The organism is Gammaproteobacteria bacterium (assembly GCA_041395445.1).
GTDB lineage: Bacteria > Pseudomonadota > Gammaproteobacteria > Xanthomonadales > Marinicellaceae > NORP309.
The window spans coordinates 1-24,062 of sequence record JAWLAO010000004.1 but is presented as its reverse complement, the minus strand read 5'-3'; the positions used below and the strand labels follow the sequence as shown (position 1 = coordinate 24,062).

Genomic DNA, 24,062 nt, shown 5'->3' with positions numbered 1-24,062 from the left:
AAATAATAATTTTACAGGTATTCATACGATGAAAAGAACAATATATACATTTTTGCTGATTGCAATTGTAACAACATTAACATCTTGTGGCGGAGGTGGTGATGGAGCTGTTGGCCCAACACCTACCACTAATCCTCCTAATGGTTTTGCAATTACACTGACGCCTGTTGAGACTAGTTTGCCGGCAAATACCCTTAATTATCCTGCATTTATTGGTTCCCCATTTGTGACTCAATTAAATGTGAGAGTTGCATTTAACAATGGAGGAGTTGCTCCTGATGGGACAACTGTAAATTTAACAACCAGCAACGTGAATGTGGCTTATATTTCAGTACCAAACGATTTTGGGACTGTTAACTCATCACACAATACAACAACATCTGGTGGAATGGCTACTTTTTATATCCACAGTGGCGGGGCTTCAGGAAATGTGACATTAACAGCTTCAGCAACAACCTCAAACAGAGCTTATCCTGGCTCAATAAATTATTCGATTACAGAAGGTCCAGCGCCATTTGATCAACTGAGCGCTGTTATGCCGAGAACAGAGTTGCCTGTTAATAGTCAAAATATTGCTTATTTTAGTGGCACTCCATTTGTCATGGAAGTTGACATTCAATTTAAAGACCCATTAGGAAACTTCACAAATCCTTTGGGTGATCCTTCAACTGTCAATGTTTCAGTTAACCCTGTGAGTTCATTAGCTTTCTCGACTTTAGATGATCCTGAAACTGAAGATGTGAATGAGTTCTTCGTTTTGATGGGACAAGGTCCGGTGAATATGAATGCCGGCCATGGTAATTTATTCTTGTGGGCAGGAGATATTCCGGGTTCTGCATTAGTCACGATAACAGCTGTCGAAGCTGGAACAGAGATTGAACACTCTACTTCTTTTACAATTGATGTGGTTGGTGGTCCAGTTGGTCGCCCTACAGATTTAACATTAAACAGTGGAGGTCCATTGTACGTGAATGGTTCTGGGGGAAACACGAGCCAGGATGTTATTGCATTAGTTACCAGTAGTGGCGTTCCTGTTCCTGATCCACAGGTTAATAATGTGAGACTGTCAATAGTAACAGATGCTCCAAACAGTGGAGAAAAACTATCTGGCACAAATGTTAATGGCAATGTTGTCGAAGGAACAACTATAAGAGTTCCTACGGTCAATGGTGTTGTGAATACTCTTATCCTTAGTGGAACAGACTCTAACACTGTTACCTTAACAGCAACGGTCGATAAAGCAGATAATAATGTCGATAACGGCATCCAAGATCCTTTAAGTGCAAATACAACTTACACTATTAGTGATGGTGTGCTCTGGGCGTTAGAACTAACAAGTCCTGCGATTGATGCAATAACCGTTAATGGTGATACTACAGGGTCAGGCGCAGATTTAGAGTACAATTTTCAAGATGGTACATACAGTTACGTTGTGAGTGCGATCGGTACAGATAAAGCAGGTAACCCTGCACTGCCACAAACTCTTGAATTTAACATGATAAATAGCCCGATTGTAGGATATCCTGAAGGTGGTGCTGGTACATTCGTACATTCTGCAGGAGATGGTAATCCTCAGGAAGGTGGTACGACTTTCACGTCATTAAGTGCTGCGTTTATAACAGCTGCAGGTGGTGTCCAACCGAATGATACTTTGATGGTATTTGGTGAAGAATCACTTGGAAATGAAGATTTAGAAAGTGCTTTGAGAGTAGCGACAGTTAACTCCGAAACCAGTTTAACTACGGTCGAAAAATTCAATAGAAATGATGAAACCGGAACGATAAATAACGACTTTGGAATTCTACCTTATGCAGTTGGTAGAGCTGTGGATGGAAATATTACAGCAACAGCTGTTATGAATGAAATGGGAGTAGCAACGACTCGCTTGAATTATCCTGTATCACAATTAGGTAGAATAGCAATTGTTTCTGTCAAAGGACAGGGGAGACAAAACACAACAAATGGAGTTTTCAAATCTGTCACTGATGTTGAGGTAATGGCATTCCCTGGTGTTGAAGGGTTTAATGGTCAATCGAGTACAATGGTCGTTTCACCAAGTGTTATTCCTGCAAATACAAGTGTTGCATTTAATGTTTGTCTTATGGACTCAGCAAGAAACCCATTGCCAGGTAGGTTTGTGGCATTTAATTATGTTGGCTCAAATGGGCAGGGTTCAATTGATGGTATTTCAACAGCTGGGATTATGGATAGTGCAACAGGAATGGATGGCTGTGCTTATGGTATTGCTACTACTACCGGTGTCGTACCTGGCTCGGGCTCTCCAGGATTCAACTTCAATGCTGCAGGAATCACCTGCGATACCGAAACATCAAATACTGAAAATTGTATGGATGTTCTTGCACCTGAAAATGGTGTACTCAATGCGAATCCTTCTTCTTTCTTGGGAAGAGGAATAATAACAATAACACTTTCTTTGTATGATGGTTCCGGTAATCCGATACAAGGCGCGCCGATTTCAGGAAGTTGTGACTCTGTAGATGGAGGGAGTTTGTCTATCAATTCAGGACCTTCTCTGACTAATAGTAATGGTAACAGTTTTGTTGATGTGTTTGTTGCTCTTGATGCACCAGGTGGTGGTCTTAGCGGAACTTGTACATTTGCGACGGCATCAGGTAATCCATCAGTAGATGTTCACTTCTCTGGTGGAGACTCTTGCTTCCTTGGAAGTACAGCTAGTCCGCAACCACCTCCAGGCGAATGTGATGGAGTGGGGACATCTGATCAATATCAAGTAAGTGGACTTGTTACAGGATTGACTGCTCCGGGTCCTTTGGTTCTTCAAAACAACAATGCTGATGATGTTACAATGACAGCAAATGGTTCATTCCAATTTTCACTTCAGGATGATGGATCAATTTATGCTGTTACTGTAAAAACACAACCTCCTGGACAAACATGTGCAGTTACAGCTTCTCAAACAGGAGTAATTTCTGGAAGCCATGTGACCGGAGTTGTTGTTGAGTGTACAACTCCATAAGAAAAGTTATTTTCTAGTAAAAAATGCAAATCTTCGGATTTGCATTTTTTTTGGGATAAAGCTATCAGCTAATTTATCTTTAAGTTAGAATCCAAATCGTTATAGATAAATCAATTTATTAATTCGATGAATTTCCCAACAGTAAAACAATTGCGATACTACATTGCTTTAGTAGAAAATAACCACTTTGGTAAAGCGGCGGAAAGCTGTTTTGTTTCTCAGTCGGCATTTTCTGTAGCTATAAAAGAGCTTGAGAGTGTAATCAATGGACAACTTGTTGATCGGACAAACAAGTCTGTCACAATCACCTCTTTGGGAAAAGAAGTATATACTCAGGCAAAATTAATTATTCGTGAATTATCACACCTACTAGATATTTCTCAGGGGAATGACAAGCCTCTGTCAGGAAAGCTATCACTTGGAATTATTCCTACAATTGCGCCATTTTTGTTGCCGAAGTTCATGTTTGAACTACAAAAAAAATACCTGGACTTAGAGTTATACTTGTATGAAGGTATGACTTTAAAACTCTATGACAAGTTAATGAAAGGAGAGTTGGATGTGATCTTAATTGCATTGCCTTACTCATTAAAAAATACCGAAACATTAACTTTATTTAAAGAGTCATTTTATTTAGCCCATAGACAAGGAAGTAAGTGGGTTAAAAAAAACATGTCAGAACCATCAGATGAAAGTGTTATTCTATTGGAAGATGGACACTGTTTAAGAGAACATACTTTGAGTGCGTGTAAATTAAAGAACTCTGAGCAAATCAGTAAATACTCAGCAAGTAGCATGCTGACTTTAATTGAGATGGTTAAAAGTGATGTTGGAATCACATTCTTACCTGAAATGTCTTTAGATTCGAACTTAATAAAACAACAACCATTAGAGCTAAAGAAATATACAAATAGTTACAGAGAAATCGGTTTGGTTTGGAGAAAAGGGAGTTCTCAGACGAAAGAGTTTGAACTGTTAGGGAACTTTATTAAAGGACATAAATAATCGATGGGAATAGGTGAAACTCTATCGCTTCTGTGCGCCTTCATTTGGGCAATTGCTGTAATCTTATATAAAAAAGCAGGTGATCATTTTAACGCTTATGAAATGAATCTGTTTAAGTCGGTATTTGTCTTCATGCTTATGATTCCAACAGTGTTAATTTTTGACAGTTGGGAAGTTCCACAAATGTCATCATATCAGTTTGGAGTGATACTAATAAGCGGAATCATTGGCATTATGCTGGCAGATTTATTTTATCTGAGAGCATTGCAGTTAATTGGTGCAAGCTTAACCGGAATTACAGGGAGTTTGTATAGTCCGTTTGTCGTCAGCTTATCAATGCTCTTGTTGGCAGAAAGTCTGAATAACTGGCAGTATTTTGGAATGTTACTGGTGTTGGCAGGAGTTGTTTTAGTAGGATACAGGAAAAAATCTCTAACAATTGAGCATCCTCCAATTCGTGGGTTTGTATTTGCAACACTTGCTGTCTTTTTTACAGCGCTTGGTATAGTAATAATTAAACCGGTTAGTACAGAATTGCCATTTTTTTGGATTATACTAATTCGATCCTTCGGGGGAATGATTGCTATGGTGTTGTATGGATTGGCATTAAGACAACCATTGACAGTTTCACATATTCTAAAGGCCAAAGGAGGTATGTGGCTCATACTGGGAACGTTTTTAGGACAATATGTTTCAATGATGATTTGGGTGGCAGGATACAAATACACCAGTGCTTCAGTTGCCTCAATTCTAAATGAAACAGCGTCAGTATTTATATTGCTTCTTTCTTGGATATTTCTAAAAGAACATCTCAATTTCAGAAAAGTGATTGGGGTTGTGATTACAATTACTGGAGTGCTTTTTGTGCTTCAAATATCAATGTAACATAATCTTTTTCAGTCTGAGGAAATCTATAATCTGAATAAAATCTTGATAGTTATCAATAATAATTAAATTGCAAATCAGTATAATTCTCGCATCAATAACTTAACTTGAGTGAGAATAATTATGAAAATGTCAAAAACAATTTTAGCAGCTGCATTGGCAGTTGTATCCGGTGCATCAATGGCAGCCGATAAAGGCGATTGGTTTATGCATGCAAGAGTTATCAACATTAATCCAAACGATGACAGTAGTGTTTTGAACCTTGCAGGTAGTGACGTTGCAGGTACTGGCGTTGAAGTGAACGATGCAACAACTTTGGGTGTTTCAATTGGTTATATGTTAACTGATAATTTTGCATTAGATTTGTTGCTTGATCCAAGTACTCAACATGATGTTAGTGCTTTTGGTTTGAGTGGACTAGGTGTTCCAGATGGTACAGAAGTTGTAAATACAAATGTATTACCACCTACATTGTTCGCACAATATCATTTCAACCCACAAGGTAAAGTAAGACCTTATGCCGGTGTTGGTTTAAACTATACGTTGTTCTTTAATGATGATTTAACTGATGCGGCTCAAACTGTATTGGGTGCGTCAAATCTAGATATTGATTCATCATTTGGTCTTGCGGGTCAATTTGGTATTGACTTCGAAATGAAAAATGGCTGGTATTTCAACGTTGATGTTAAATATATCAAAATTGACACTACAGCAACGTTCGATACAGCTTTAGGGGCAGTATCAGTTGACGTTGATATTGATCCAACTGTCGTTGGAATCGGGTTTGGAAAAACTTTCTAAATCAATATTACAACTAATAAAAAAAGGTTGTACATTTTTGGTGTACAGCCTTTTTTTTATGGCTCAAAATTTAAGATTCTGCGAGTTCGTTTAAAAGGTCTCTATCTAAAATAGTTAGTATATGCTTTTTATAACTCACAACTTCCATTTTTTGGAGTTTCTTAAAAATACGGCTCAATGTTTCTTCAGCCATTCCAAGATAACTGGCAATATCTCTTTGAGAAATCGGCAGGAAGAATTCGTCTTCCGAATATCCGCGAATCTTGAATCTTTGAGAGATTGTTTTAATAAATAAAGCTAATTTTGATTTACTACCAATATCAATATGATTTTTCTTACAGCTGTAGAGCTCACGACTCATCACTTTTAAAAGATTTGCCTGCAGAACCGGGTAATCTTCTGATATTTCAAGGAAATTGTTAAATGAAATTTTACAATATGAACTCATGGTTAAAGCGGAAGCTGTTGACTGAAAGGTCTCATCATAAATTCCATCCAATCCCATAATTTCTCCGGGAAGATGAAAATTGAGGATTCTTTCCTTACCATTTTCATCAAGCGATGTGGTTTTAAACATTCCTGAGTGCACGATGTATAAAGCGTTGAATTTTTCTCCGATAGAAAAAAGCTGGCTGTTTTTATCAACAATTTGAGAGGCGGAAATCATTGACTCTAAATCAATTAGTTCTGATCTTGATAAACCGCTTGGCAAACATAAAGAACTGACAGTACACTTCTCACAACGTGATAATTTACCAACAACTTTATTTTGAAATTGCTCTAATTTATGATTTTGATAGCTTGGCAATTTTATATACCTGAATGACAATGAGTTAATTATGGCATAAGTCGAAAAATTATTAAAAAATAATGGTTAAAAATATCCATAAATCCAAAAATTGACTAAAGTCAATATACAAGGGTTGCTTATTTCATATAATGGGCGACTAAGATTATTAATGCGAGGGTAATAAATGAAAACTAACTTTACTGATGAAATTGTCAAAAAGTTTGCCATTGTCACCATTTTATGGGGCATTGTTGGCATGCTTGTTGGCGTCTTTATCGCGGCACAATTGGCTTGGCCGGCGTTAAATTTTGATATTCCATTTTTAACATACAGCCGTTTGAGACCACTACATACCAATGCCGTGATTTTTGCTTTTGGTGGAAATGCTTTAATAGGTACTTCGTTCTATGTGGCACATAAAACATGTAAAGCAGAGTTGTTTGCTCCCAAATTGGCATCTTTTGTTTTTTGGGCGTTCCAATTAATCATTGTTGCAGCGGCCTTGACGCTTCCATTTGGTTACACACAAAGTAGAGAGTATGCTGAGTTAATTTGGCCGATTGATGTCTTTTTGACAATCGTCTGGGTTGCTTATGCCATTGTGTTCTTTGGAACAATTGTTAAAAGGCAGGAGAAACACATCTATGTTGCGAACTGGTTCTATGCAGCGTTTATTATTACCATTGCATTGCTCCACATCGTAAACAATTTACAGATTCCGGTAAACTGGCATTTGTCATACTCAGTGTATCCTGGTGCTGTTGATGCGCTTGTTCAATGGTGGTATGGTCACAATGCAGTTGGGTTCTTCCTGACAGCCGGTTTCTTGGGAATGATGTATTACTTCGTACCTAAGCAAGCTGAAAGACCGGTTTATTCATACAGACTTTCAATCGTTCACTTTTGGGCATTGATTTCTTCTTATATGTGGGCAGGTCCACACCATTTGCAATACACTTCATTACCTGATTGGGCACAATCTTTGGGTATGGTTTTCTCATTGATTCTATTAGCACCTTCCTGGGGTGGTATGATTAACGGTATCATGACTTTATCAGGTGCTTGGCATAAATTGCGTGATGATCCAATAATCAAGATTTTGATTGTTTCATTGTCATTCTATGGTATGTCAACTTTTGAAGGTCCTATGATGTCTGTGAAAACAGTTAATGCGTTATCACATTATACTGATTGGACAGTTGGTCACGTTCACTCTGGTGCTCTGGGCTGGGTTGCGTTAATGACAATTGGTTCGTTGTATGTATTGATTCCAAAACTTTGGGGTAGAAAATCAATGTACTCAACAAAACTAATCAATGTTCACTTCTGGATTGCCACACTTGGTATCGTTTTATACATCGCTTCAATGTGGATTGCCGGAGTGATGCAAGGTTTGATGTGGAGAGATATTAATGCTGATGGTAGTGTTGTTTATTCCTTCATTGAAAGTATTAAAGCAACATATCCGTATTACATTGCCCGTTTCTTGGGTGGAACAATGTTCCTCAGCGGCATGTTTATCATGTTGTACAATGTAATTAAAACTATTAAATCAGACAAAGTTTCAGGAGAAGCAGCATGAAACATCAAAAACTAGAGAAAAATATTGGGTTGATGGGTGTGTTGATTGCAATTGTCGTCAGTTTTGCGGGTCTTGTTGAGATTGTGCCACTGATGTTCCAAGCAAGCGTTGTTGAGCCTCATCCAAATCTAAAACCATACACTGCTCTTCAATTAGCAGGCCGTGATATTTATATTTCAGAAGGTTGCTACAACTGTCACTCTCAACAAATTCGTCCGTTCGTTGATGAAACTATGAGATATGGACACTACTCAATGGCAAGTGAGTTTGTTTATGACAGACCATTCCAATGGGGTTCAAAAAGAACCGGTCCTGATTTACACAGGGTTGGTGGCAAATACTCTGATGAATGGCATGAATATCACCTAATGGATCCTCGCTCAGTGGTTCCTGAGTCAAATATGCCGGGTTATCCTTGGTTGGCAGAACAAACTGTTGATGCTGAGCAAGTGGCTGCCGGTATGAAAACCTTGAAAGAGTGGTTTGGACATCCTTATACAGATGCACAACTTGCAAGCGCAAAAGCTGATGTTGAAGGAAAAACCAAACTTGAAGCCGTGATTGCTTATTTACAAGTTCTGGGAACTTCTATCCCAAGGAGCTACAAGTGATTAATGGCATATTTATAATTGTCATGATGATACTGTTCTTTGCAATTGTTGCATGGGCGTGGAGTGACAAAAGAAAGGTTGAATTTGAACATTTATCAAATCTTCCATTGGAAGATGATTTTGAAACATTAGAGAAAGGTGAGCAAAATGGACATGAGTAGTGGTTGGAGTATATATATTATCGTATTGGTAGCAGCCCATATTGTTGGCTATTTGTGGTTGCTATTCACTTCATCTAGAATGCAGTCTGACGAACACAAAGATGGCGATACAACAGGTCATGTTTGGGATGATGATTTAAAAGAGTATAACAATCCGCTTCCAAAGTGGTGGCTGTACCTTTTTATCTTAACAATCGTGTTTTCTATCGTGTATTTAACATTGTATCCGGGCATGGGTAACTATAAAGGAACATTAAACTGGACTAGTTTTAGCTCATGGGAAGATGAAAATAAGGATGTGATGGCAAAAAGAGCTGAGTTATTCAGTACTTTTATCAATAAACCTGTAACAGAAATGGTTAAAGACACTAAAGCGATGGAAATTGGTGAAAGGTTATTTGCTAACCATTGTAGTACTTGTCATGGTTCTGATGCTCAGGGTGCGGTTGGTTTTCCAAACCTGACAGATAATGACTGGTTATACGGTGGTGATCCTGACACAATTATTCAGTCAATTACAGCGGGTCGTAATGGCATCATGCCACCTTGGGGCGCAGCTCTAGGTGATGAAGGTGTTAAACAAGTTGCGGCTTATGTTAAGAGCTTTACTGATAAATCTCAGAATGCAGAATTAGCAGCAGAAGGTCAAAAGAAATTCGCCATGTTCTGTTCATCATGTCACGGTGCGGATGCGAAAGGTAATTATATGTTTGGTGCTCCTAACCTGACAGATAACACTTGGTTGCACTCTTATGATTCCGGAATTGTTGAAACAGCGATTATGCAAGGTTTATCAGGTAAAATGCCGGCACACGGTGAATTACTTGATAAAGATAGTATAAAAGTTCTTGGCGCCTATGTATATTCACTAAGCAATGACTAATAACGATAAAGATATCAGTTTTAATGAAAGACAGCTTAAGCGTATCTTTTACAGACGCTTGGCTGTCGTTCTTTGGACTTCATTTTTAGTAGCAGCTGCACAAACAATGGTTTTCTTTGCCATTTTTGATCCGCAACTTTTGCTGCAACTTTCAACGTGGAGTATCGAGGTTTCTGCGACACAAGGTTATACCTTTGGTTTTGTGTTTTTCTGGATATTTTCTTTCATAGCAACATTTCTTGTTGGTATAGTGATGGTGTTACCCAGAACCAAACTCGCACAAAGAACTCGACCCAAAGAGGACGATTAAAACTAAAGCGAAAGGCTTTAACAAAGAGTAAACTGCCAAATCAAACTTATATAGGTTTGGCAGTTTTGTGATTTTTAATCCAAATATATTATCAAAAACTATGAGTCAAGATAAACAACCACTTGGAATTGAACTATATCAATCCAGAAAGAAAATTCACCCTCGTGAGATAAATGGTTTTTTCTCAAGATTAAGAAAACTATCTCTTTTCACTCTACTTGGTATTTTTTATTTCTTGCCATGGTTGAATTATGATGGACATCAGGCAGTATTGTTTGATTTGCCAGCTAGGAAATTCTATATTTTTGGAATAACATTTTGGCCTCAGGATTTTATTTTCCTTTCCTGGCTGTTGATTATAGCTGCATTTTCCCTTTTCTTTTTTACCGCATTGGCAGGAAGGCTATGGTGTGGATATGCTTGCCCCCAAACTGTTTGGACGGAATTGTTTGTACAAATAGAGCATTGGGTTGAAGGTGATCGCAATAAACGATTGAAGTTAGATAAACAGCCCTGGAATTTTAATAAAATTCGCCGCCGGGGATTAAAAATTCTGCTTTGGATTATTCTGGCTTTGTGGACAGGCTTTACTTTTGTCGGTTTTTTTACCCCGATTAGAGAACTATGGTATCTGGTACTTGAGTGGAATTTGGGTTCTTGGGAGACATTCTGGATTTTCTTTTATAGTTTAGCGACCTATGGGAATGCCGGTTTCTTGCGTGAACAAGTGTGCACACACATGTGTCCTTATGCACGATTCCAAAGTGCGATGTTTGATAAAGATACATTAATAGTATCATATGATGTTGCCAGAGGAGAACCTCGTGCCGCAGGGAAAAAACGTAGAGAAGAGATCGAAAATGTCGGAGATTGTATTGAATGTACCATGTGTGTACAGGTTTGCCCGACAGGGATAGATATTCGAGACGGATTACAATACGAATGTATTGCTTGTGCGGCATGTATTGATGCTTGTGATGAAGTCATGATAAGCATTGGTAAAGAGCCAGGTTTGGTTCGATACACAACTGAACACGAGCTTCAAGGTAAGAAAACACGGATTTTCAGACCAAGAATGGTTCTGTACATGGTTGCCTTAAGTATAATGATTGGATTGTTCTCTTATACATTGTTAAATCGTAAAAGCATAGCGGTTGACGTGTTAAGAGATCGAAATACATTTTTCAGGGTTGTGGACTCTCAGACAATTGAGAATGTTTATAAACTGAAAATAATGAATAAAGGCGATCAGCCGCAACAATATATTGTCACAGCAGAAGGAATCGAAGGGGGATTAGAGGTTGTTGTTGATGATAATTATAAAGACAGACAGTTACCTCCGGGTGAAGTTTTAAGTCTGCCGGTTAAAGTCAGAGCAAAAACTGCAAATGTGACAAGACATATTCAAAATATTGAATTGAAAATTCACGTTGTAGGTGATGAAAGCACAGTTGTTACAGAGGAGACAAAATACTTTGGACCAAAGAAATAACACACAAAATGAATCCAGACCTTGGTACAAAATACCAATGGTCTGGTTTATTATGGCACTACCGTTAACAGCGGTTGTAGCATCAATAATCACTCTGGTGATTGCAGCCAAACATTCTCCCGATGTCATTCAACATAACCGACATTCATCAAAAATTATCACTCCGGTTGATTCTGAAAAAACAGAACTTGGAAACAGCAATTAGGAATGTCTGAAAAGGCTTGTTTTCACTGTCACGAAACGATTCCTGACAATGTTAAAATCCTGGCAAAAATTGGTGGTGAGAGCAAAGCTGTCTGTTGCCACGGTTGTAAAGCTGTTGCGGAATTTCTTGATGAACAAGGTTATTGTGACTTTTACGAATACCGCGGCGATTCGCTTCCGGCATCAAAAGCTGAAGTTGCGGAAAAAAAGTGGCAAGTTTATGATGAACCGGTCAATTTCGATTCTTTTGTTACTCAGCTAAAAGACAATCATTATAAAGTTTCCATCAACCTCGAAGGCATGTATTGTAGTGCTTGTGGCTGGTTGATTGATAAACATCTAAGAGGATTGATTGGCATATCGGATGTGCGACTAAACACCATCACAAAAGTTCTTCAGGCTGAATTTGATGTTGAGAAAATTAAGCTCAGCGAAATTTTATCGGCAATCAATCGTTTGGGTTATAAACCGGCACTCAGCAAGGATAAAAACAGTGATAGTCAAAGCATTGCCGAACGCAGAAGTGCATTAAAGCGTTTAATCGTTGCAGGTTTGGGTATGATGTTTATCATGACATTATCTGTACCGATTTACGGCGGTGAATATCACGGAATTGATGAAAAAATCTATCGCTTTTTCGTGCTTGTCAGCCTTTTGGTAGCAACGTTGGTTTATTTCTATTCGGGGAAAACTTTCCTGCAAAATGCTTTTCGTGATTTGAGCAACAAACATCTCGGCATGGATGTGCCGGTGGCTTTGTCAATGTCATTGGCCTATTTCGCCAGTACATGGAATGTTCTAACCAATAACGGCGAAACCATTTATTACGACTCTATGGTGATGTTCATCTTTTTCTTGTTAGCAGGGCGGTTTGTTGAGATGACCGTTCGGCATCAGGGAATGAATGCTAATGAAGCCTTGGGCAATATGATTCCTGCGAGTGTGATGCGGGTTAGTGGAAATGCTGATGAGTTAATGCCCCTTGAGCAAATTAAAAAAGGCGATGTTTTAAAAGTTAAAGCTGGTGAAATTGTCGCTATTGATGGGCAAATCATTTCAGGGCATGGAAAAGTGGATGAGTCCATGATTACCGGTGAATCAAAGTCAATTGCTAAGCAAATCGACGATGAAGTGATGGCAGGAAGCCTGTTAACAGACGGAGAAATTCTGATTAAATCAACTGCCATCGGTGATGACACCATTCTGGCAGGATTGAGTCAGTTGCTTGAAAATGCACAATTACAAAAGCCCAAAACATTACTGCTGGTGGATAAAATTGCAGCCTGGTTTGTGGCAATTGTCCTTATTATCGCAACTTTGACCGCAATTTATTACAGTATTTATGCACCGGACAAAACCATGTTGATTGTTTTATCGGTTCTTGTGGCAACCTGCCCTTGCGCATTGTCTTTGGCGACTCCGGTGGCTTTGACGGCAGCGAGTGTGAAACTGATGAAACAAGGAATACTCAGTCGAAATCTGGATGCAATTACAAAAATTTCAAAAATTAAGAATTGGTTCTTCGATAAAACAGGAACGCTCACAGAACCAACAATGTCATTGGTTAAAGTCCATAATTTCAGTGATAAATCGGACACTGAAATTTTAGAATTGACAGCAGCTCTGGAGCATGAAAGTTCACATCCGATTGCTTCAGCATTTAATGATTATTACAATCCTAAAATCCAAGTTGCTGATTTTGAAAACAAATCAGGACAAGGTGTAATAGCGAAAATTGATGGAATTCAATATAAAGCCGGTAATAAAGAGTGGTGTGGTAAAAACAATCATCAAATCCTCACACAGAACACCCTTGTTTATTTGTATGAAAATGATCAACCAATAGCTGCTTTTGAATTAGATAATCAGCTACGTCATGATAGCAAAAATCAAATCAAATATCTGCAAAGCAGAGGTTATCAACTGGCAATTGTCAGCGGTGATAAGCAAGAATCAGTTGCAAAAACAGCGTCTAATTTAGATATTTCTCAGTTTTATGCAGAGCAAACACCGGAACAAAAAATAAATCTCATTCACGCCTGTCAACAGCAATCTCAATCCACAGTTATGGTTGGCGATGGTATCAATGATGCCCCTGTTCTGGCGAAAGCGGATGTTTCGATTAGTTTTAATCAGGGAACTCAGCTCGCCAGAGCAGCATCAGATATGATTATTATGGGAAGCTCTTTATCAAGCATCAAATCGCTGATTTTGACAGGAAATAAAACTAATAAAATTATTCACCAAAATATTATTTGGGCTTTATTTTATAATCTCAGTGTCACACCTCTGGCAATTATGGGTTATCTCGCACCATGGATGGCAGCGATAGGTATGTCAATCAGTTCCTTGGTTGTGGCTCTAAATGCCAAAAGACTCTTGCTTGGATCAAAATAGGTTTGTATTAAAACAGGCAATATTTTTTTCGCTTCGCCTTGAAAAGCCTGTAAAAAACCATATATGACTGACGTTCTATAATTTATTTTAAAATAAAACCTTAGTTTAGGAGAAAAAAATGAAAATTCGTCCTTTACACGACCGTGTAATTGTTAAACGTATGGCTGAAGAAACCAAATCAGCCGGTGGAATTATCATTCCTGATGCTGCTAAAGAAAAACCTTCAAGAGGTGAAATCGTAGCCGTTGGTAATGGTAAGGTTCTTGAAAATGGTGATGTTCGTGCTTTGCAAGTTAAAGTTGGCGATCATGTATTATTTGGAAAATATTCCGGTACCGAATTCAAAGCAGACGGTGAGGAATTTTTATACATGAACGAAAGCGACATCATTGGTGTAATTGAATAAATCCACAAAAGATAAAGAGAAGTATAATGGCAAAAGAAGTATTATTTTCAGAAGACGCCCGTGCGAAAATGGCTCGTGGCGTGAATGTATTAGCAAACGCAGTTAAAGTTACATTAGGACCTAAAGGCAGAAACGTTGTTTTGGATAAAAGTTTTGGTGCTCCAACAATCACCAAAGACGGTGTATCTGTTGCAAAAGAAATCGAATTGGAAGATAAATTCGAAAACATGGGTGCACAAATGGTCAAGGAAGTGGCATCACAAACTAATGATGCTGCCGGTGACGGTACAACGACTGCAACAATTTTAGCTCAAGCATTTGTACGTGAAGGCTTAAAAGCCGTTGCAGCAGGTATGAACCCAATGGATTTGAAACGTGGGATTGACAAAGCCGTTGCTACTGCTGTTTCAGCACTTAAAGATTTGTCAGTTCCTTGTACTGACAGCAATGCTATTGCACAGGTTGGTACCATTTCAGCAAACTCTGATGAAAGCGTTGGAAAAATCATTGCCGAAGCTATGGATAAAGTGGGCAAAGAAGGCGTGATTACTGTTGAAGAAGGTTCAGGACTTTCCAATGAACTGGACGTCGTTGAAGGTATGCAATTTGACAGAGGTTATTTGTCTCCGTATTTTGTGACTAACCAAGACACAATGACAGCCGAACTGGATGCACCTTATATTTTGTTGCATGACAAGAAAATTTCTAACATTCGTGAATTGTTACCAACATTGGAAGCAGTTGCTAAAGCCAGCAAACCATTGTTGATTGTTGCTGAAGACATCGACGGTGAAGCATTGGCAACTTTGGTTGTAAATAATTTGCGTGGAATCGTTAAAGTTTCAGCGGTTAAAGCTCCTGGTTTTGGTGACAGACGTAAAGCGATGTTGGAAGATATTGCTGTTTTAACTGGTGGTACAGTTATTTCTGAAGAAGTTGGTTTATCTTTGGATAAAGTGACAATCGAAGATTTGGGAACAGCAAAACGAGTTCAAATCAGCAAAGAAAACACAACAATCATTGACGGTGCCGGTGATGTTTCATCCATCGAAGCCAGAGTGAATCAAATTCGTAAACAAATTGATGAAGCGACTTCCGATTACGATAAAGAAAAATTGCAAGAACGTGTTGCTAAACTAGCAGGTGGTGTTGCAGTGATTAAAGTCGGTGCAGCTTCTGAAATTGAAATGAAAGAGAAGAAAGACCGTGTTGAAGATGCTTTACACTCAACTCGTGCTGCTGTAGAAGAAGGTGTTGTTCCCGGTGGTGGAGTGGCATTGATTCGTGCATTATCAGCAATTGCTGACCTTAAAGGTGATAATGAAGACCAAAATGTTGGTATTGCGATTGCCAAACGTACAATGGAAGAGCCATTACGCCAAATCGTCAACAACTGTGGTGAAGAAGCCTCAGTGGTAGTGAATAATGTTAAAAATGGTGAAGGTAACTACGGTTACAATGCAGCAAAAGGCGAATACGTAGACATGATTAAAGCAGGTATCCTCGACCCTGCTAAAGTGACACGTACAGCATTACAAAATGCCGCATCCGTTGCTGGTTTGATGATTACCACAGAATGTATGGTTGCTGATGCTCCTGCCAAAGATTCCGGTGCTCCAGATATGGGCGGAATGGGTGGTATGGGAGGTATGGGCGGAATGCCAGGCATGATGTAAATCTTTGATTTATCATCTTCATTAATTCATTATCTCTGCGTTTGGAAGTGGTCATTTATAGATTATAAACTCCCACTTCCAGCCTTGATCTAAAGAATTACTGAAGCGATAAATGCAAAGATTGGGAATGTACTCCAATTACAAACTCGTCACGAAGGCGGGAATCTCATAAGAGAAAGTTAAAAGCCCTAATTGAATATTGGGGCTTTTTGTTATTTGCTTTATTATTTACAACTTTCCTTAGCCTGGTTATAAGACGCATTCAGTCGGGAGGAGTTTTTTGACATTTCATCGTCAGCTAAACGCATTTGATTGATTTCTCCGACGCCAACTTCTCCGCTATCTGTCATAGTTTTTACAACACAATTTGCTTGTACTCTGTCCATTTTGGAGTTGTGTTTCATTATTTTTGTTGCGGCGGCATCAAAAAATTTATTGCCTGTTAATTCGTTGTTCTCAGTTTTTGCAGTATCTTGCAGGTTGTTAGAGGATCTATCTTCCGAACATGATGCTGTGATAAAAATTAACGCAAGAAGCATAGCTATAGATTTGATTTTTAATATTATAAATTCTCCATTTATTGTGTGTAATCGATATTACAGTAGAGTTAGAGAATTGTCAGTTGTTTATTTCAAAATCCGATAAACGGGATATAGCATATGGGTTTTTTCGTAGTGTTTGCTGTGTTTGTGCAGCCAGTCGAGTTGAGCGTACCAGTTTTCAGCAAATTCTTTGTCGGTATCTTGCTTTTCCCTGAATTCTTTGGCAATTTCGGGATTGTCTTTAAGCATTTGTTCGGCAATATCTTCAAACACATAAGGTGAGAAGTGCTCTTTCTGTTGCAGGATGGTGTCGAAGAAGTTCCATTTGAAGAATGAATCAGGTGCTTGTGGCTCGAGAGTTTCGAGAATATAGCGAATCGAAGGCTGGTTGACTTCGATAATGTAATCACCTTTCTTGAATGTTTTTTGTTCTATGGTTTTAGAAATTTGTGTGTTTGAATGCGGATAATGACCTTCATAAGGTGTCTTGGAGGTCTCGTAATCGGTGATTCGGTAAGATTCAACTTGATAATCGGAATCAATATCTAATGTATTCATTGCAACATTGTTTAGTTTCAATAAGTCAATCACATTATGCCATCCTTGCGGAATGATATAGGCTTTGGGCATCGTAATCTGCAATGCCGGTTTAAAATAATTCTGAAATTTCACCGCTTTGTTGAACGGCTTGGTTCTGTCATATTTTAATCTTTTCTGATTGGTAACTTTGCTGTCAATCATTTCACCCTCAAATCCTTTGAAGTTGAGCATTGAGGACTTTTCTCCATCAATTTGCCAGTTGAGAGTATATAAATCTTGGTTATAAATTTCTTTATGAAAATCCTGGCGAAGAGTAATTATCTTGTCAGATTCTTTTTGCATAATTTCAATCATGGAAAGCATCAACTGATAAGTTCCTTCAACTCTTTGTTTGTATGGTTTAAGCATGTGGGTTTCGACCATCATTCCCAGCGTATTAAACAAGGTTGTATAGCCGGTGGAGTAACGTGGATAGTCCATAAACTGATTGAAACCTTTTTCCGGCACATCATTAAAAACATTCACATAAGGTGTTATATCCCAATTTTTTAGTTTCAATTTTTTTTCTAATTCCGGCATCAGAAATTCTTGCAGATATTCTCCACTTTTGCCTCTAAGTTTATTGTGTTGAGTGAATAAATGTGTGAGCGTGTATTGATAATCTGCGCCGTTGCTGACATGGTTATCAATAAAAACATCCGGCTTTAATTGATGAAGAAGCTCTGTGAAAGCCTTGCAGTTCTTCGTATCACATTTAATAAAGTCACGGTTTAAATCATAATTACGGGCATTACCGCGGAAACCATACTCTCTTGGTCCATTCTGATTCGTTCGGCTGGTTGAGTTACGATTGAGGCTTCCACCGATGTTGTAAATAGGAATAGTTGCAATAATTACATTTTCAGGAGCAGGAATTTTGCCGCTTGCCAAGTCCCGAAACAACATCATTGTTGCGTCAATACCATCGCTTTCTCCGGGATGAATGCCGTTATTAATCAGCAACACACTTTTTCGAATCAGTCTGGGCTTGATTTTCTTTAACCCATCTTTGTTAAATATTACAAGATGTAATGGCTTGCCGGAATCCGTTTCTCCGAAAGTTTGAATTTGAATAGTATCAAATTCATGACTCAGTTTCTGATAATAATGAATCACTTGCTGGTAGGTGGCTGTTTCTGCTCCGTTGGTTTGCTCAAAAAAAGTTTCAAACTGACTGCTTGAAATTGCAGACTGTGTTGCAGTTAAGAATGTAAAACAAAATAGTGCTTTTTTCATTTCAATAATACGTATGGCTTTTCTGTATCTTAATATTTTCACTATGAAATTGACACGAGATATTTTGTTATCAGACTTATTTCTCTGTCAGAGACAATAAAAATACTTATAATGGTACGTTCAAATTATGAGGAAAAAACGGATGAAAACAAATACAGCTTTGATTTTGATAACATTCATGATGTTAAATGCCTGTCAAAGAAATGTTAAACAGGAAAGCACCGATTTATCAAACTTCTATTCAGAAAGCACCAAAGCCTTATTTAGTGCCAGACCATCAAATTCGACTCAATATGGTTTGTCGGAAGAAATGTCAGGTGGTGAATATCAAAACAGATTGGATAATTATTCTCCGGCAGCTGAGAAAAAGCTGAGAGACTCATTGAGAGCTATCAATCAGCAACTTTCTGCAGAAAGTTATAATGATGAAAACAAGTCCGTGATGCAAAACATCATTCGTTATTTTTCCGGACATGAGGATTTCGATATTGGTTACATTGATGTTTGGATGGGACTTTCGCCGTTTATCGTTAATCAAATCAATGGCCCGTTGATTGATATTCCAAACATCATGGTTGCCAACCATCAGGTAAACCATTCCAAACAAGCTCAGGATTATCTGCAACGATTGGATCACTTTGATATTTTTGTTCAGCAGGTTCTGGAAAAACTGGAATATGACACCGACAAAAACTGGATTCCACCAAAAGCGATTGTCAATAAAACAATCTCAGCGATGCAAAGTTTTATTGAGACAGATGCTTCCAATCATCCTTTAGTCACATCACTTGCTCAAAAACTACAAGGTGTGAGTGATATGAGCGATGAGGAAAAAGCTCAAGCGGTAAAAAAAGCAGAAATGCTGGTTGCAACCAAAGTTTATCCGGCTTTCAATTCAGTCGTTACAAAACTGAATGACTTGAAATTAATGGCAAAAGAAGAGTCAGGAATTTGGGCTCAACCCAATGGTGGCAAGTATTATCTTGATGCAATAAAAATGCTGGGAGACAGTGATTTAACACCACAACAAATTCACGATTTGGGATTGTCGGAGGTAGATAGAATCACCTCGGAGATGGATAAAATTCTTAATGCACAAGGAATGACAGAGGGAACAGTTGGTGAAAGAATGATGGCATTATTAGACGATAGCCGCTTTATTTATGAAGACTCAGAGGCAGGAAGAGCAGAACTGTTAAACGATTTGAATAAATACATTCTGGAGATTTCCACAATGATGGACGAACAGTTTGCAACACGTCCTAAATACGATGTTGAGGTTCGTAAATTTCCTAAAGCCAGAGAAGAATCGGCTCCCGGTGGGCAATACACGAATCCACCATTAGATGGAAGCCAGCCGGGAATTTACTGGATTAATCTGCGTGATATAAAGGCCAACCCACGATTTGAGATGAAAACTTTAACATACCATGAAGCCATTCCGGGACATCACTGGCAGGTTGCATTGAACCTGGAACAAGGAGACTTGCCAATGCTGAGAAGAATTGCTCCTTACAACGCTTATGTCGAAGGCTGGGCTTTGTATTCGGAATTGGTCGGCAAAGAAATGGGGCTGTATAAAAACGATCCATTCAGTGATTTAGGCCGCTTAAAAGCTGAACTTTTCCGAGCCGTTCGTCTGGTTGTCGATACCGGTTTACATTACAAGAAATGGAGCAGAGAACAAGCCATTAAGTATATGATGGAAATTGGCGGAGTGGTTGAGTCTGATGCAATCGCTGAAGTTGAACGTTATATGGTTTGGCCGGGACAAGCCCTTGGTTATAAACTGGGAATGATTCAAATTGTCAAACTCCGAAATGATGCCATGCAGAAATTAGGTGATAAATTCGACATTAAGGAATTTCATGATGTTGTCCTGCTTGGTGGAGCTGTACCCATGAGTGTTTTGGAGAATAAAATTTCAGATTGGGTCGCAAGCAAGGAGTGATTTTTTAAATCATTCAACAAATGGGTATGTTACTTTTCTTTACTCGTGTAAAGCAAAGTAACCAAAAGAAAGCACGCCCCGACATTTCGGCCTTCGGTTTCCTTCGATGCTCGAAATATTCGGCGCTTCATAAACTCGCTTCGCTCAGACAGTATGAAGCTTGATTCCGAATATTTCTGTGCTTCTCAGCGAAATGTAAGGGGGATATTTGTTATTCTCGACATTGAACCTGGTGAAAGAAGAGAAATTAAAAAATACAAATAATAAAAAATCACACTAACTTTATATCTGAATTCATAATCAAGTTGATATAACATTGTAAACAAATAGCATTAATTCCCCCCTTATACATCGCTGAGGAACGAGTAAATTTGATATTAGCGAAACAAGTATGTCTGAGCGCAGCGAGTTTTTGTTGAGCATCAAATTTTATGAGTACCAAAGAAACCGCAGGTCGATACTGGGTGCTCTTTGAGATAGCTTTGAGCATGCTTCCTCAACTGGTCATTGCAACAGTTCATTCATTTTAACTGCTGGTGAAAGAAAACGCAGCGTTTCTCTGGGTCTGTTGTTTAAACGAGAAGCAACATCGTTTAATTGCTTTTGTGTATAACCTCCCAAGTCAGTTTTGAAAGTCTCTCAGCAATCTGTTTGTATTTTCATTTGAACCTCTTTGCCAAGGGCTGTGAGGATCACAAAAATACATCCATGTCGGTTGCCATACTAAACTTCTTGTGTGCTTTCAGTTCTGAACCCTGTCCCAAGTTAGACTTTTCCTTAATAACCTTGGAAACTTCATCATTTGCTTCGATATCGCTTTAACAACCGTTTCCGTTTTCCTTTACCTGTGACCTTGGCAAGAACTACAAATCGGGTTTGTCTTTCAACGATTGTTGCAATAAAACCAGCATAGCGCTGCTACCTTGAATCAAATCTCCTCCTATGTCCCGGTATCGCTCTGTCTTCAACTTCAGTAGGTCTTTGGAAATTGAGTACCATATCCAATTTGTCCTTCTAAACCACCTTTGTGATTTTTTGCCCTGCGAGTTTTTCGCTCGCTTCTGAGATAGACTGATTCTTGCGGAAACAGCCCTCTGCTTTGAATATAAAGACTTTTGTATATTGTTTCATGTGATACTTGCATCTTTGGGTTATCAGGGTATGTCAATTTTAACCATGTTGATATTTGTTGTGGTGACCAGTAGTCTTTCAGCTTTGTTTTTATCAGCTCCTGAAGCTCATTATACTTGAGAAATAAATATTCTTTGGGTGTCTTGCTCTCCTGTAAGCCATTTTATCAGCTTTAACAGTTTGCATTCTAAGCCGTACCACCATTACGTTTGATCTCTCTGCAAATGGTTGATGGCGAACGATTCAGATTTCTTGCAAGTTCACGAATACCTAGTCCGTTGACGAGCCCTCGTGATATTTCTTCACGTTCAGAAATGGATAAATGATTAGTATTTCTCTTCTGTTGTATGGCTTGATTCCACCATGATAAAACAAAAGTATCGATACTGAAGTTCGGATGTTTAGTATCCTGCTTATATCAATCATTGCTATTCCTTGTTTCCAATAGTTCCAGATGATTTCTTTTTGATTTGTTGTTAATACTTTACCTGCCATTATCTTGCTCCAAAATATATAGTTGACAAGCATAATGTTTGGGTAAATGACCAGTTGAGGAAGCACACGCAAAAAGTATCAAACCAAACCTTGTAGGAAAACCACTTAAAACTTTAAATATTTTCCTAAAACCAAAAAGCATTTTGCCGATATTTTAATTTTTCCAAATCTCTAAAATGAGCACCATGTTTCGCAATGTTGTGAACTGGTAAAAATACAATTTAAACATTTTGGAGAAAAGTTATGAAAAAATTATTAACAGCAATCACTTCTTTAGTCCTTTTTAGTCAATCTTTGTTTGCAGTAAACATTAATACCGCAGATGCTAAATCTTTAGCAGAAGAATTAAACGGAATTGGTGCGAAAAAAGTCAAGGATTGTTGATATCGTACTGAACAGGCGATTTCAAACCATCGAAAGCCTGACTGAAGTTAAAGGAATCGACTGAAAACCGTTGAGAAAAACCGCAATGCAATTGAATTGACAGATAAATAATCATCTCAATCACAATATCAGAAAGCCGCTCAGAGCGGCTTTTTTGGTTTTTCCAATCTTTTTTATGAAAGATTAACAGTTGTTTTGATAATATCCCTATCAAGAGCGTCTAAAGTTTGAATATTTTGACTATTAACCCATACGCGAGGGCGTTGTGAAAAAAACAGTTTTAACAATATTGTTACTATTTATTGGCTTAAATACTCAGGCAGTTCATTTGAGTAATGATGGTTCCGGTGAAGTGTTGATATTTCCCTATTATACAGTCAACAATAACTATAACACCTTAATTACCATTATCAATACAACCGAAAACTCCAAGGCGTTGCGGGTTCGATTTCGAGAAGCTGCCAATGGAAGAGAGGTCTATGCCTATAATCTTTATCTGGGACCTTATGATGTTTGGGTTGGCGGTCTTTATAAAAGTGGTGAAGAGGATGGTTTTGTCACTAAGATGATTAATGCGGATGATTCTTGTACAGTTCCGCAGTTGGCTGGTGATAATCTTCATTTTTATGATGATAATTTTGATGAGGACTATGGATATGACTTGTTCCGTATGTATGAAGGATTTATGGAAGTCATTGAAATGGGTGAACTTACCGGTGACAGTGCTTTGGCAACGGTATTTAATGATGAACAACCTCAGGGGAATTGCAATCTCCTGCAACAAGCCTGGGAGTCCGGTGGCTACTGGGATAATGATTCACAGACTGACTTATTACCACCATCAGGTGGAATTACCGGAAGCATGGAGTTAATCAATGTTCTCAATGGGGTGGCCATTTCAGAACCGGTTACTGCATTGAAGGATTTTTCTGATGTCATCCTGCACTTTTCAGCGGACAATGATTCTCCTGCATTGAGTGACAGCAAGTTATCATCAATTATTACTACCGAACAAGGTAACAGCCTGGAGTTACAGTGGGACACCGGATATGAGTCTGTCAGCTCTGTTTTGATGAAGTCAGAGATAATGACCGAGTTTGTGTTAACTGATAGTATCAATGCAGAAACAGAGTGGTTAATTGCATTCCCAACAAGGCAGTATTTTGTTGATGAGCTGTATATAGGTCAAAGTCCTTTTCCTATTCCTCCATTTGCAGGCACTGGTGACAATGTATATACTTATGAACAAAATAACAACACTATTTTTCCTGAATGTGAGGTGATAACAACAGCACTATTTGACAGAGAGGAACAGGTGCCTGATCCACAATTAATTACCAGACCACCGAGACCACGAAGGGCAGAATACTTACTGTGTTTCTCTGTCAATTCTATCCCATTAATTGATAACGAATCCTATTATTCTGGTTTTTTTGGGAGCCAATATCCGGTTCTTGAGAGTTGGACTTTTAATACAGACTATAGACCAGCTACTGATATTTTAGTATCGATACCAGCTTACCCTGCTACACCTCAAACTCCA

Annotated in this window: 21 protein-coding genes; 17 read left to right on the top strand and 4 right to left on the bottom strand. The window is 38.4% G+C overall.

The features are described from left to right. Positions 1-28 precede the first annotated feature (28 nt). The 4 genes from R3F25_08115 (at position 29) to R3F25_08100 (ending at position 5,689) form a co-directional block, all read left to right on the top strand. Positions 29-2,998 (top strand): hypothetical protein, encoded by a 2,970-nt coding sequence (locus tag R3F25_08115; protein ID MEZ5496781.1) that lies wholly within the window; start codon positions 29-31, stop codon positions 2,996-2,998. A 126-nt stretch (positions 2,999-3,124) separates the two neighbouring features. Further along, positions 3,125-4,003: a hydrogen peroxide-inducible genes activator gene (locus tag R3F25_08110; GenBank protein MEZ5496780.1), complete on the top strand. Its 879-nt coding sequence runs from the start codon at positions 3,125-3,127 to the stop codon at positions 4,001-4,003. Between the two features lie 3 nt (positions 4,004-4,006). Further along, positions 4,007-4,888, top strand: coding sequence for a DMT family transporter (locus tag R3F25_08105; GenBank protein ID MEZ5496779.1), 882 nt, complete (start codon positions 4,007-4,009; stop codon positions 4,886-4,888). Between the two features lie 129 nt (positions 4,889-5,017). Then, positions 5,018-5,689, top strand: a complete 672-nt coding sequence (locus R3F25_08100; protein MEZ5496778.1) for an OmpW family outer membrane protein — start codon at positions 5,018-5,020, stop codon at positions 5,687-5,689. Positions 5,690-5,759: 70 nt separating this feature from the next. On the opposite strand, the gene R3F25_08095 is transcribed toward R3F25_08100, so the two are convergent. Further along, a complete protein-coding gene (locus R3F25_08095) occupies positions 5,760-6,497 on the bottom strand; it encodes a helix-turn-helix domain-containing protein (GenBank protein ID MEZ5496777.1) in 738 nt (245 codons plus the stop codon). 166 nt (positions 6,498-6,663) lie between these two features. Between R3F25_08095 and ccoN the strand changes: the two genes are divergently transcribed. The 10 genes from ccoN to groL all read left to right on the top strand — a co-directional run bounded on the left by ccoN (position 6,664) and on the right by groL (position 16,201). Next, complete coding sequence (gene ccoN, locus R3F25_08090; protein ID MEZ5496776.1) at positions 6,664-8,061, top strand: cytochrome-c oxidase, cbb3-type subunit I; 1,398 nt, start codon at positions 6,664-6,666, stop codon at positions 8,059-8,061. Further along, positions 8,058-8,672, top strand: a complete 615-nt coding sequence (gene ccoO / locus R3F25_08085) for a cytochrome-c oxidase, cbb3-type subunit II (GenBank protein MEZ5496775.1) — start codon at positions 8,058-8,060, stop codon at positions 8,670-8,672. The genes ccoN and ccoO overlap by 4 nt, the downstream gene beginning before the upstream one ends. Next, on the top strand, positions 8,669-8,833 hold the full coding sequence (locus R3F25_08080; protein ID MEZ5496774.1) for a cbb3-type cytochrome c oxidase subunit 3: 165 nt from the start codon (positions 8,669-8,671) through the stop codon (positions 8,831-8,833). The genes ccoO and R3F25_08080 overlap by 4 nt, the downstream gene beginning before the upstream one ends. Continuing rightward, on the top strand, positions 8,826-9,716 hold the full coding sequence (ccoP, locus tag R3F25_08075) for a cytochrome-c oxidase, cbb3-type subunit III (GenBank protein ID MEZ5496773.1): 891 nt from the start codon (positions 8,826-8,828) through the stop codon (positions 9,714-9,716). The genes R3F25_08080 and ccoP overlap by 8 nt, the downstream gene beginning before the upstream one ends. Next, positions 9,709-10,026, top strand: a complete 318-nt coding sequence (locus R3F25_08070; GenBank protein MEZ5496772.1) for a hypothetical protein — start codon at positions 9,709-9,711, stop codon at positions 10,024-10,026. The genes ccoP and R3F25_08070 overlap by 8 nt, the downstream gene beginning before the upstream one ends. A 100-nt stretch (positions 10,027-10,126) precedes the next feature. Next, positions 10,127-11,518 (top strand): cytochrome c oxidase accessory protein CcoG, encoded by a 1,392-nt coding sequence (gene ccoG, locus R3F25_08065; GenBank protein MEZ5496771.1) that lies wholly within the window; start codon positions 10,127-10,129, stop codon positions 11,516-11,518. Further along, positions 11,502-11,723 (top strand): hypothetical protein, encoded by a 222-nt coding sequence (locus tag R3F25_08060; protein MEZ5496770.1) that lies wholly within the window; start codon positions 11,502-11,504, stop codon positions 11,721-11,723. Before ccoG ends, R3F25_08060 begins: the two co-directional genes overlap by 17 nt. 2 nt (positions 11,724-11,725) lie before the next feature. After that, on the top strand, positions 11,726-14,119 hold the full coding sequence (locus R3F25_08055) for a heavy metal translocating P-type ATPase (protein ID MEZ5496769.1): 2,394 nt from the start codon (positions 11,726-11,728) through the stop codon (positions 14,117-14,119). Positions 14,120-14,237: 118 nt separating this feature from the next. Further along, on the top strand, positions 14,238-14,525 hold the full coding sequence (gene groES, locus R3F25_08050; GenBank protein ID MEZ5496768.1) for a co-chaperone GroES: 288 nt from the start codon (positions 14,238-14,240) through the stop codon (positions 14,523-14,525). A gap of 23 nt (positions 14,526-14,548) precedes the next feature. After that, the gene (groL, locus tag R3F25_08045; protein MEZ5496767.1) at positions 14,549-16,201 is read left to right on the top strand and encodes a chaperonin GroEL; all 1,653 of its coding nucleotides are present in this window, start codon (positions 14,549-14,551) and stop codon (positions 16,199-16,201) included. Between the two features lie 224 nt (positions 16,202-16,425). On the opposite strand, the gene R3F25_08040 is transcribed toward groL, so the two are convergent. Both R3F25_08040 and R3F25_08035 read right to left on the bottom strand, forming a co-directional pair. Next, a complete protein-coding gene (locus tag R3F25_08040) occupies positions 16,426-16,740 on the bottom strand; it encodes a hypothetical protein (protein MEZ5496766.1) in 315 nt (104 codons plus the stop codon). Positions 16,741-16,827: 87 nt separating this feature from the next. Then, positions 16,828-18,558, bottom strand: a complete 1,731-nt coding sequence (locus R3F25_08035; GenBank protein MEZ5496765.1) for a M14 family metallopeptidase — start codon at positions 18,556-18,558, stop codon at positions 16,828-16,830. Between the two features lie 142 nt (positions 18,559-18,700). Between R3F25_08035 and R3F25_08030 the strand changes: the two genes are divergently transcribed. Further along, positions 18,701-20,509 (top strand): DUF885 domain-containing protein, encoded by a 1,809-nt coding sequence (locus R3F25_08030; GenBank protein MEZ5496764.1) that lies wholly within the window; start codon positions 18,701-18,703, stop codon positions 20,507-20,509. 1,401 nt (positions 20,510-21,910) lie between these two features. On the opposite strand, the gene R3F25_08025 is transcribed toward R3F25_08030, so the two are convergent. Next, positions 21,911-22,135: a hypothetical protein gene (locus R3F25_08025; GenBank protein MEZ5496763.1), complete on the bottom strand. Its 225-nt coding sequence runs from the start codon at positions 22,133-22,135 to the stop codon at positions 21,911-21,913. Between the two features lie 243 nt (positions 22,136-22,378). Here R3F25_08025 and R3F25_08020 point away from each other — a divergent pair, with 243 nt between their 5' ends. Both R3F25_08020 and R3F25_08015 read left to right on the top strand, forming a co-directional pair. Further along, entirely contained in the window at positions 22,379-22,519 is a 141-nt protein-coding gene (locus tag R3F25_08020; GenBank protein MEZ5496762.1) for a hypothetical protein, read from the top strand. 265 nt (positions 22,520-22,784) lie between these two features. After that, on the top strand, positions 22,785-24,062 hold a 1,278-nt coding region (locus R3F25_08015; protein ID MEZ5496761.1), incomplete at its 3' end, for a hypothetical protein.

What these genes read in the sequence shown, in the direction of transcription:
- R3F25_08115 (MEZ5496781.1), top strand. Translation starts at nt 29, where the DNA reads ATGAAAAGAACAATATATACATTTTTGCTGATTGCAATTGTAACAACA.
- R3F25_08025 (MEZ5496763.1), bottom strand. Translation starts at nt 22,135, where the DNA reads ATGGCAGGTAAAGTATTAACAACAAATCAAAAAGAAATCATCTGGAAC.
- ccoG (MEZ5496771.1), top strand. Translation starts at nt 10,127, where the DNA reads ATGAGTCAAGATAAACAACCACTTGGAATTGAACTATATCAATCCAGA.
- ccoO (MEZ5496775.1), top strand. Translation starts at nt 8,058, where the DNA reads ATGAAACATCAAAAACTAGAGAAAAATATTGGGTTGATGGGTGTGTTG.
- ccoP (MEZ5496773.1), top strand. Translation starts at nt 8,826, where the DNA reads ATGAGTAGTGGTTGGAGTATATATATTATCGTATTGGTAGCAGCCCAT.
- ccoN (MEZ5496776.1), top strand. Translation starts at nt 6,664, where the DNA reads ATGAAAACTAACTTTACTGATGAAATTGTCAAAAAGTTTGCCATTGTC.
- R3F25_08035 (MEZ5496765.1), bottom strand. Translation starts at nt 18,558, where the DNA reads ATGAAAAAAGCACTATTTTGTTTTACATTCTTAACTGCAACACAGTCT.
- R3F25_08105 (MEZ5496779.1), top strand. Translation starts at nt 4,007, where the DNA reads ATGGGAATAGGTGAAACTCTATCGCTTCTGTGCGCCTTCATTTGGGCA.
- R3F25_08040 (MEZ5496766.1), bottom strand. Translation starts at nt 16,740, where the DNA reads ATGCTTCTTGCGTTAATTTTTATCACAGCATCATGTTCGGAAGATAGA.
- R3F25_08100 (MEZ5496778.1), top strand. Translation starts at nt 5,018, where the DNA reads ATGTCAAAAACAATTTTAGCAGCTGCATTGGCAGTTGTATCCGGTGCA.
- R3F25_08070 (MEZ5496772.1), top strand. Translation starts at nt 9,709, where the DNA reads ATGACTAATAACGATAAAGATATCAGTTTTAATGAAAGACAGCTTAAG.
- R3F25_08110 (MEZ5496780.1), top strand. Translation starts at nt 3,125, where the DNA reads ATGAATTTCCCAACAGTAAAACAATTGCGATACTACATTGCTTTAGTA.
- R3F25_08020 (MEZ5496762.1), top strand. Translation starts at nt 22,379, where the DNA reads ATGAAAAAATTATTAACAGCAATCACTTCTTTAGTCCTTTTTAGTCAA.
- R3F25_08030 (MEZ5496764.1), top strand. Translation starts at nt 18,701, where the DNA reads ATGAAAACAAATACAGCTTTGATTTTGATAACATTCATGATGTTAAAT.
- R3F25_08055 (MEZ5496769.1), top strand. Translation starts at nt 11,726, where the DNA reads ATGTCTGAAAAGGCTTGTTTTCACTGTCACGAAACGATTCCTGACAAT.
- groES (MEZ5496768.1), top strand. Translation starts at nt 14,238, where the DNA reads ATGAAAATTCGTCCTTTACACGACCGTGTAATTGTTAAACGTATGGCT.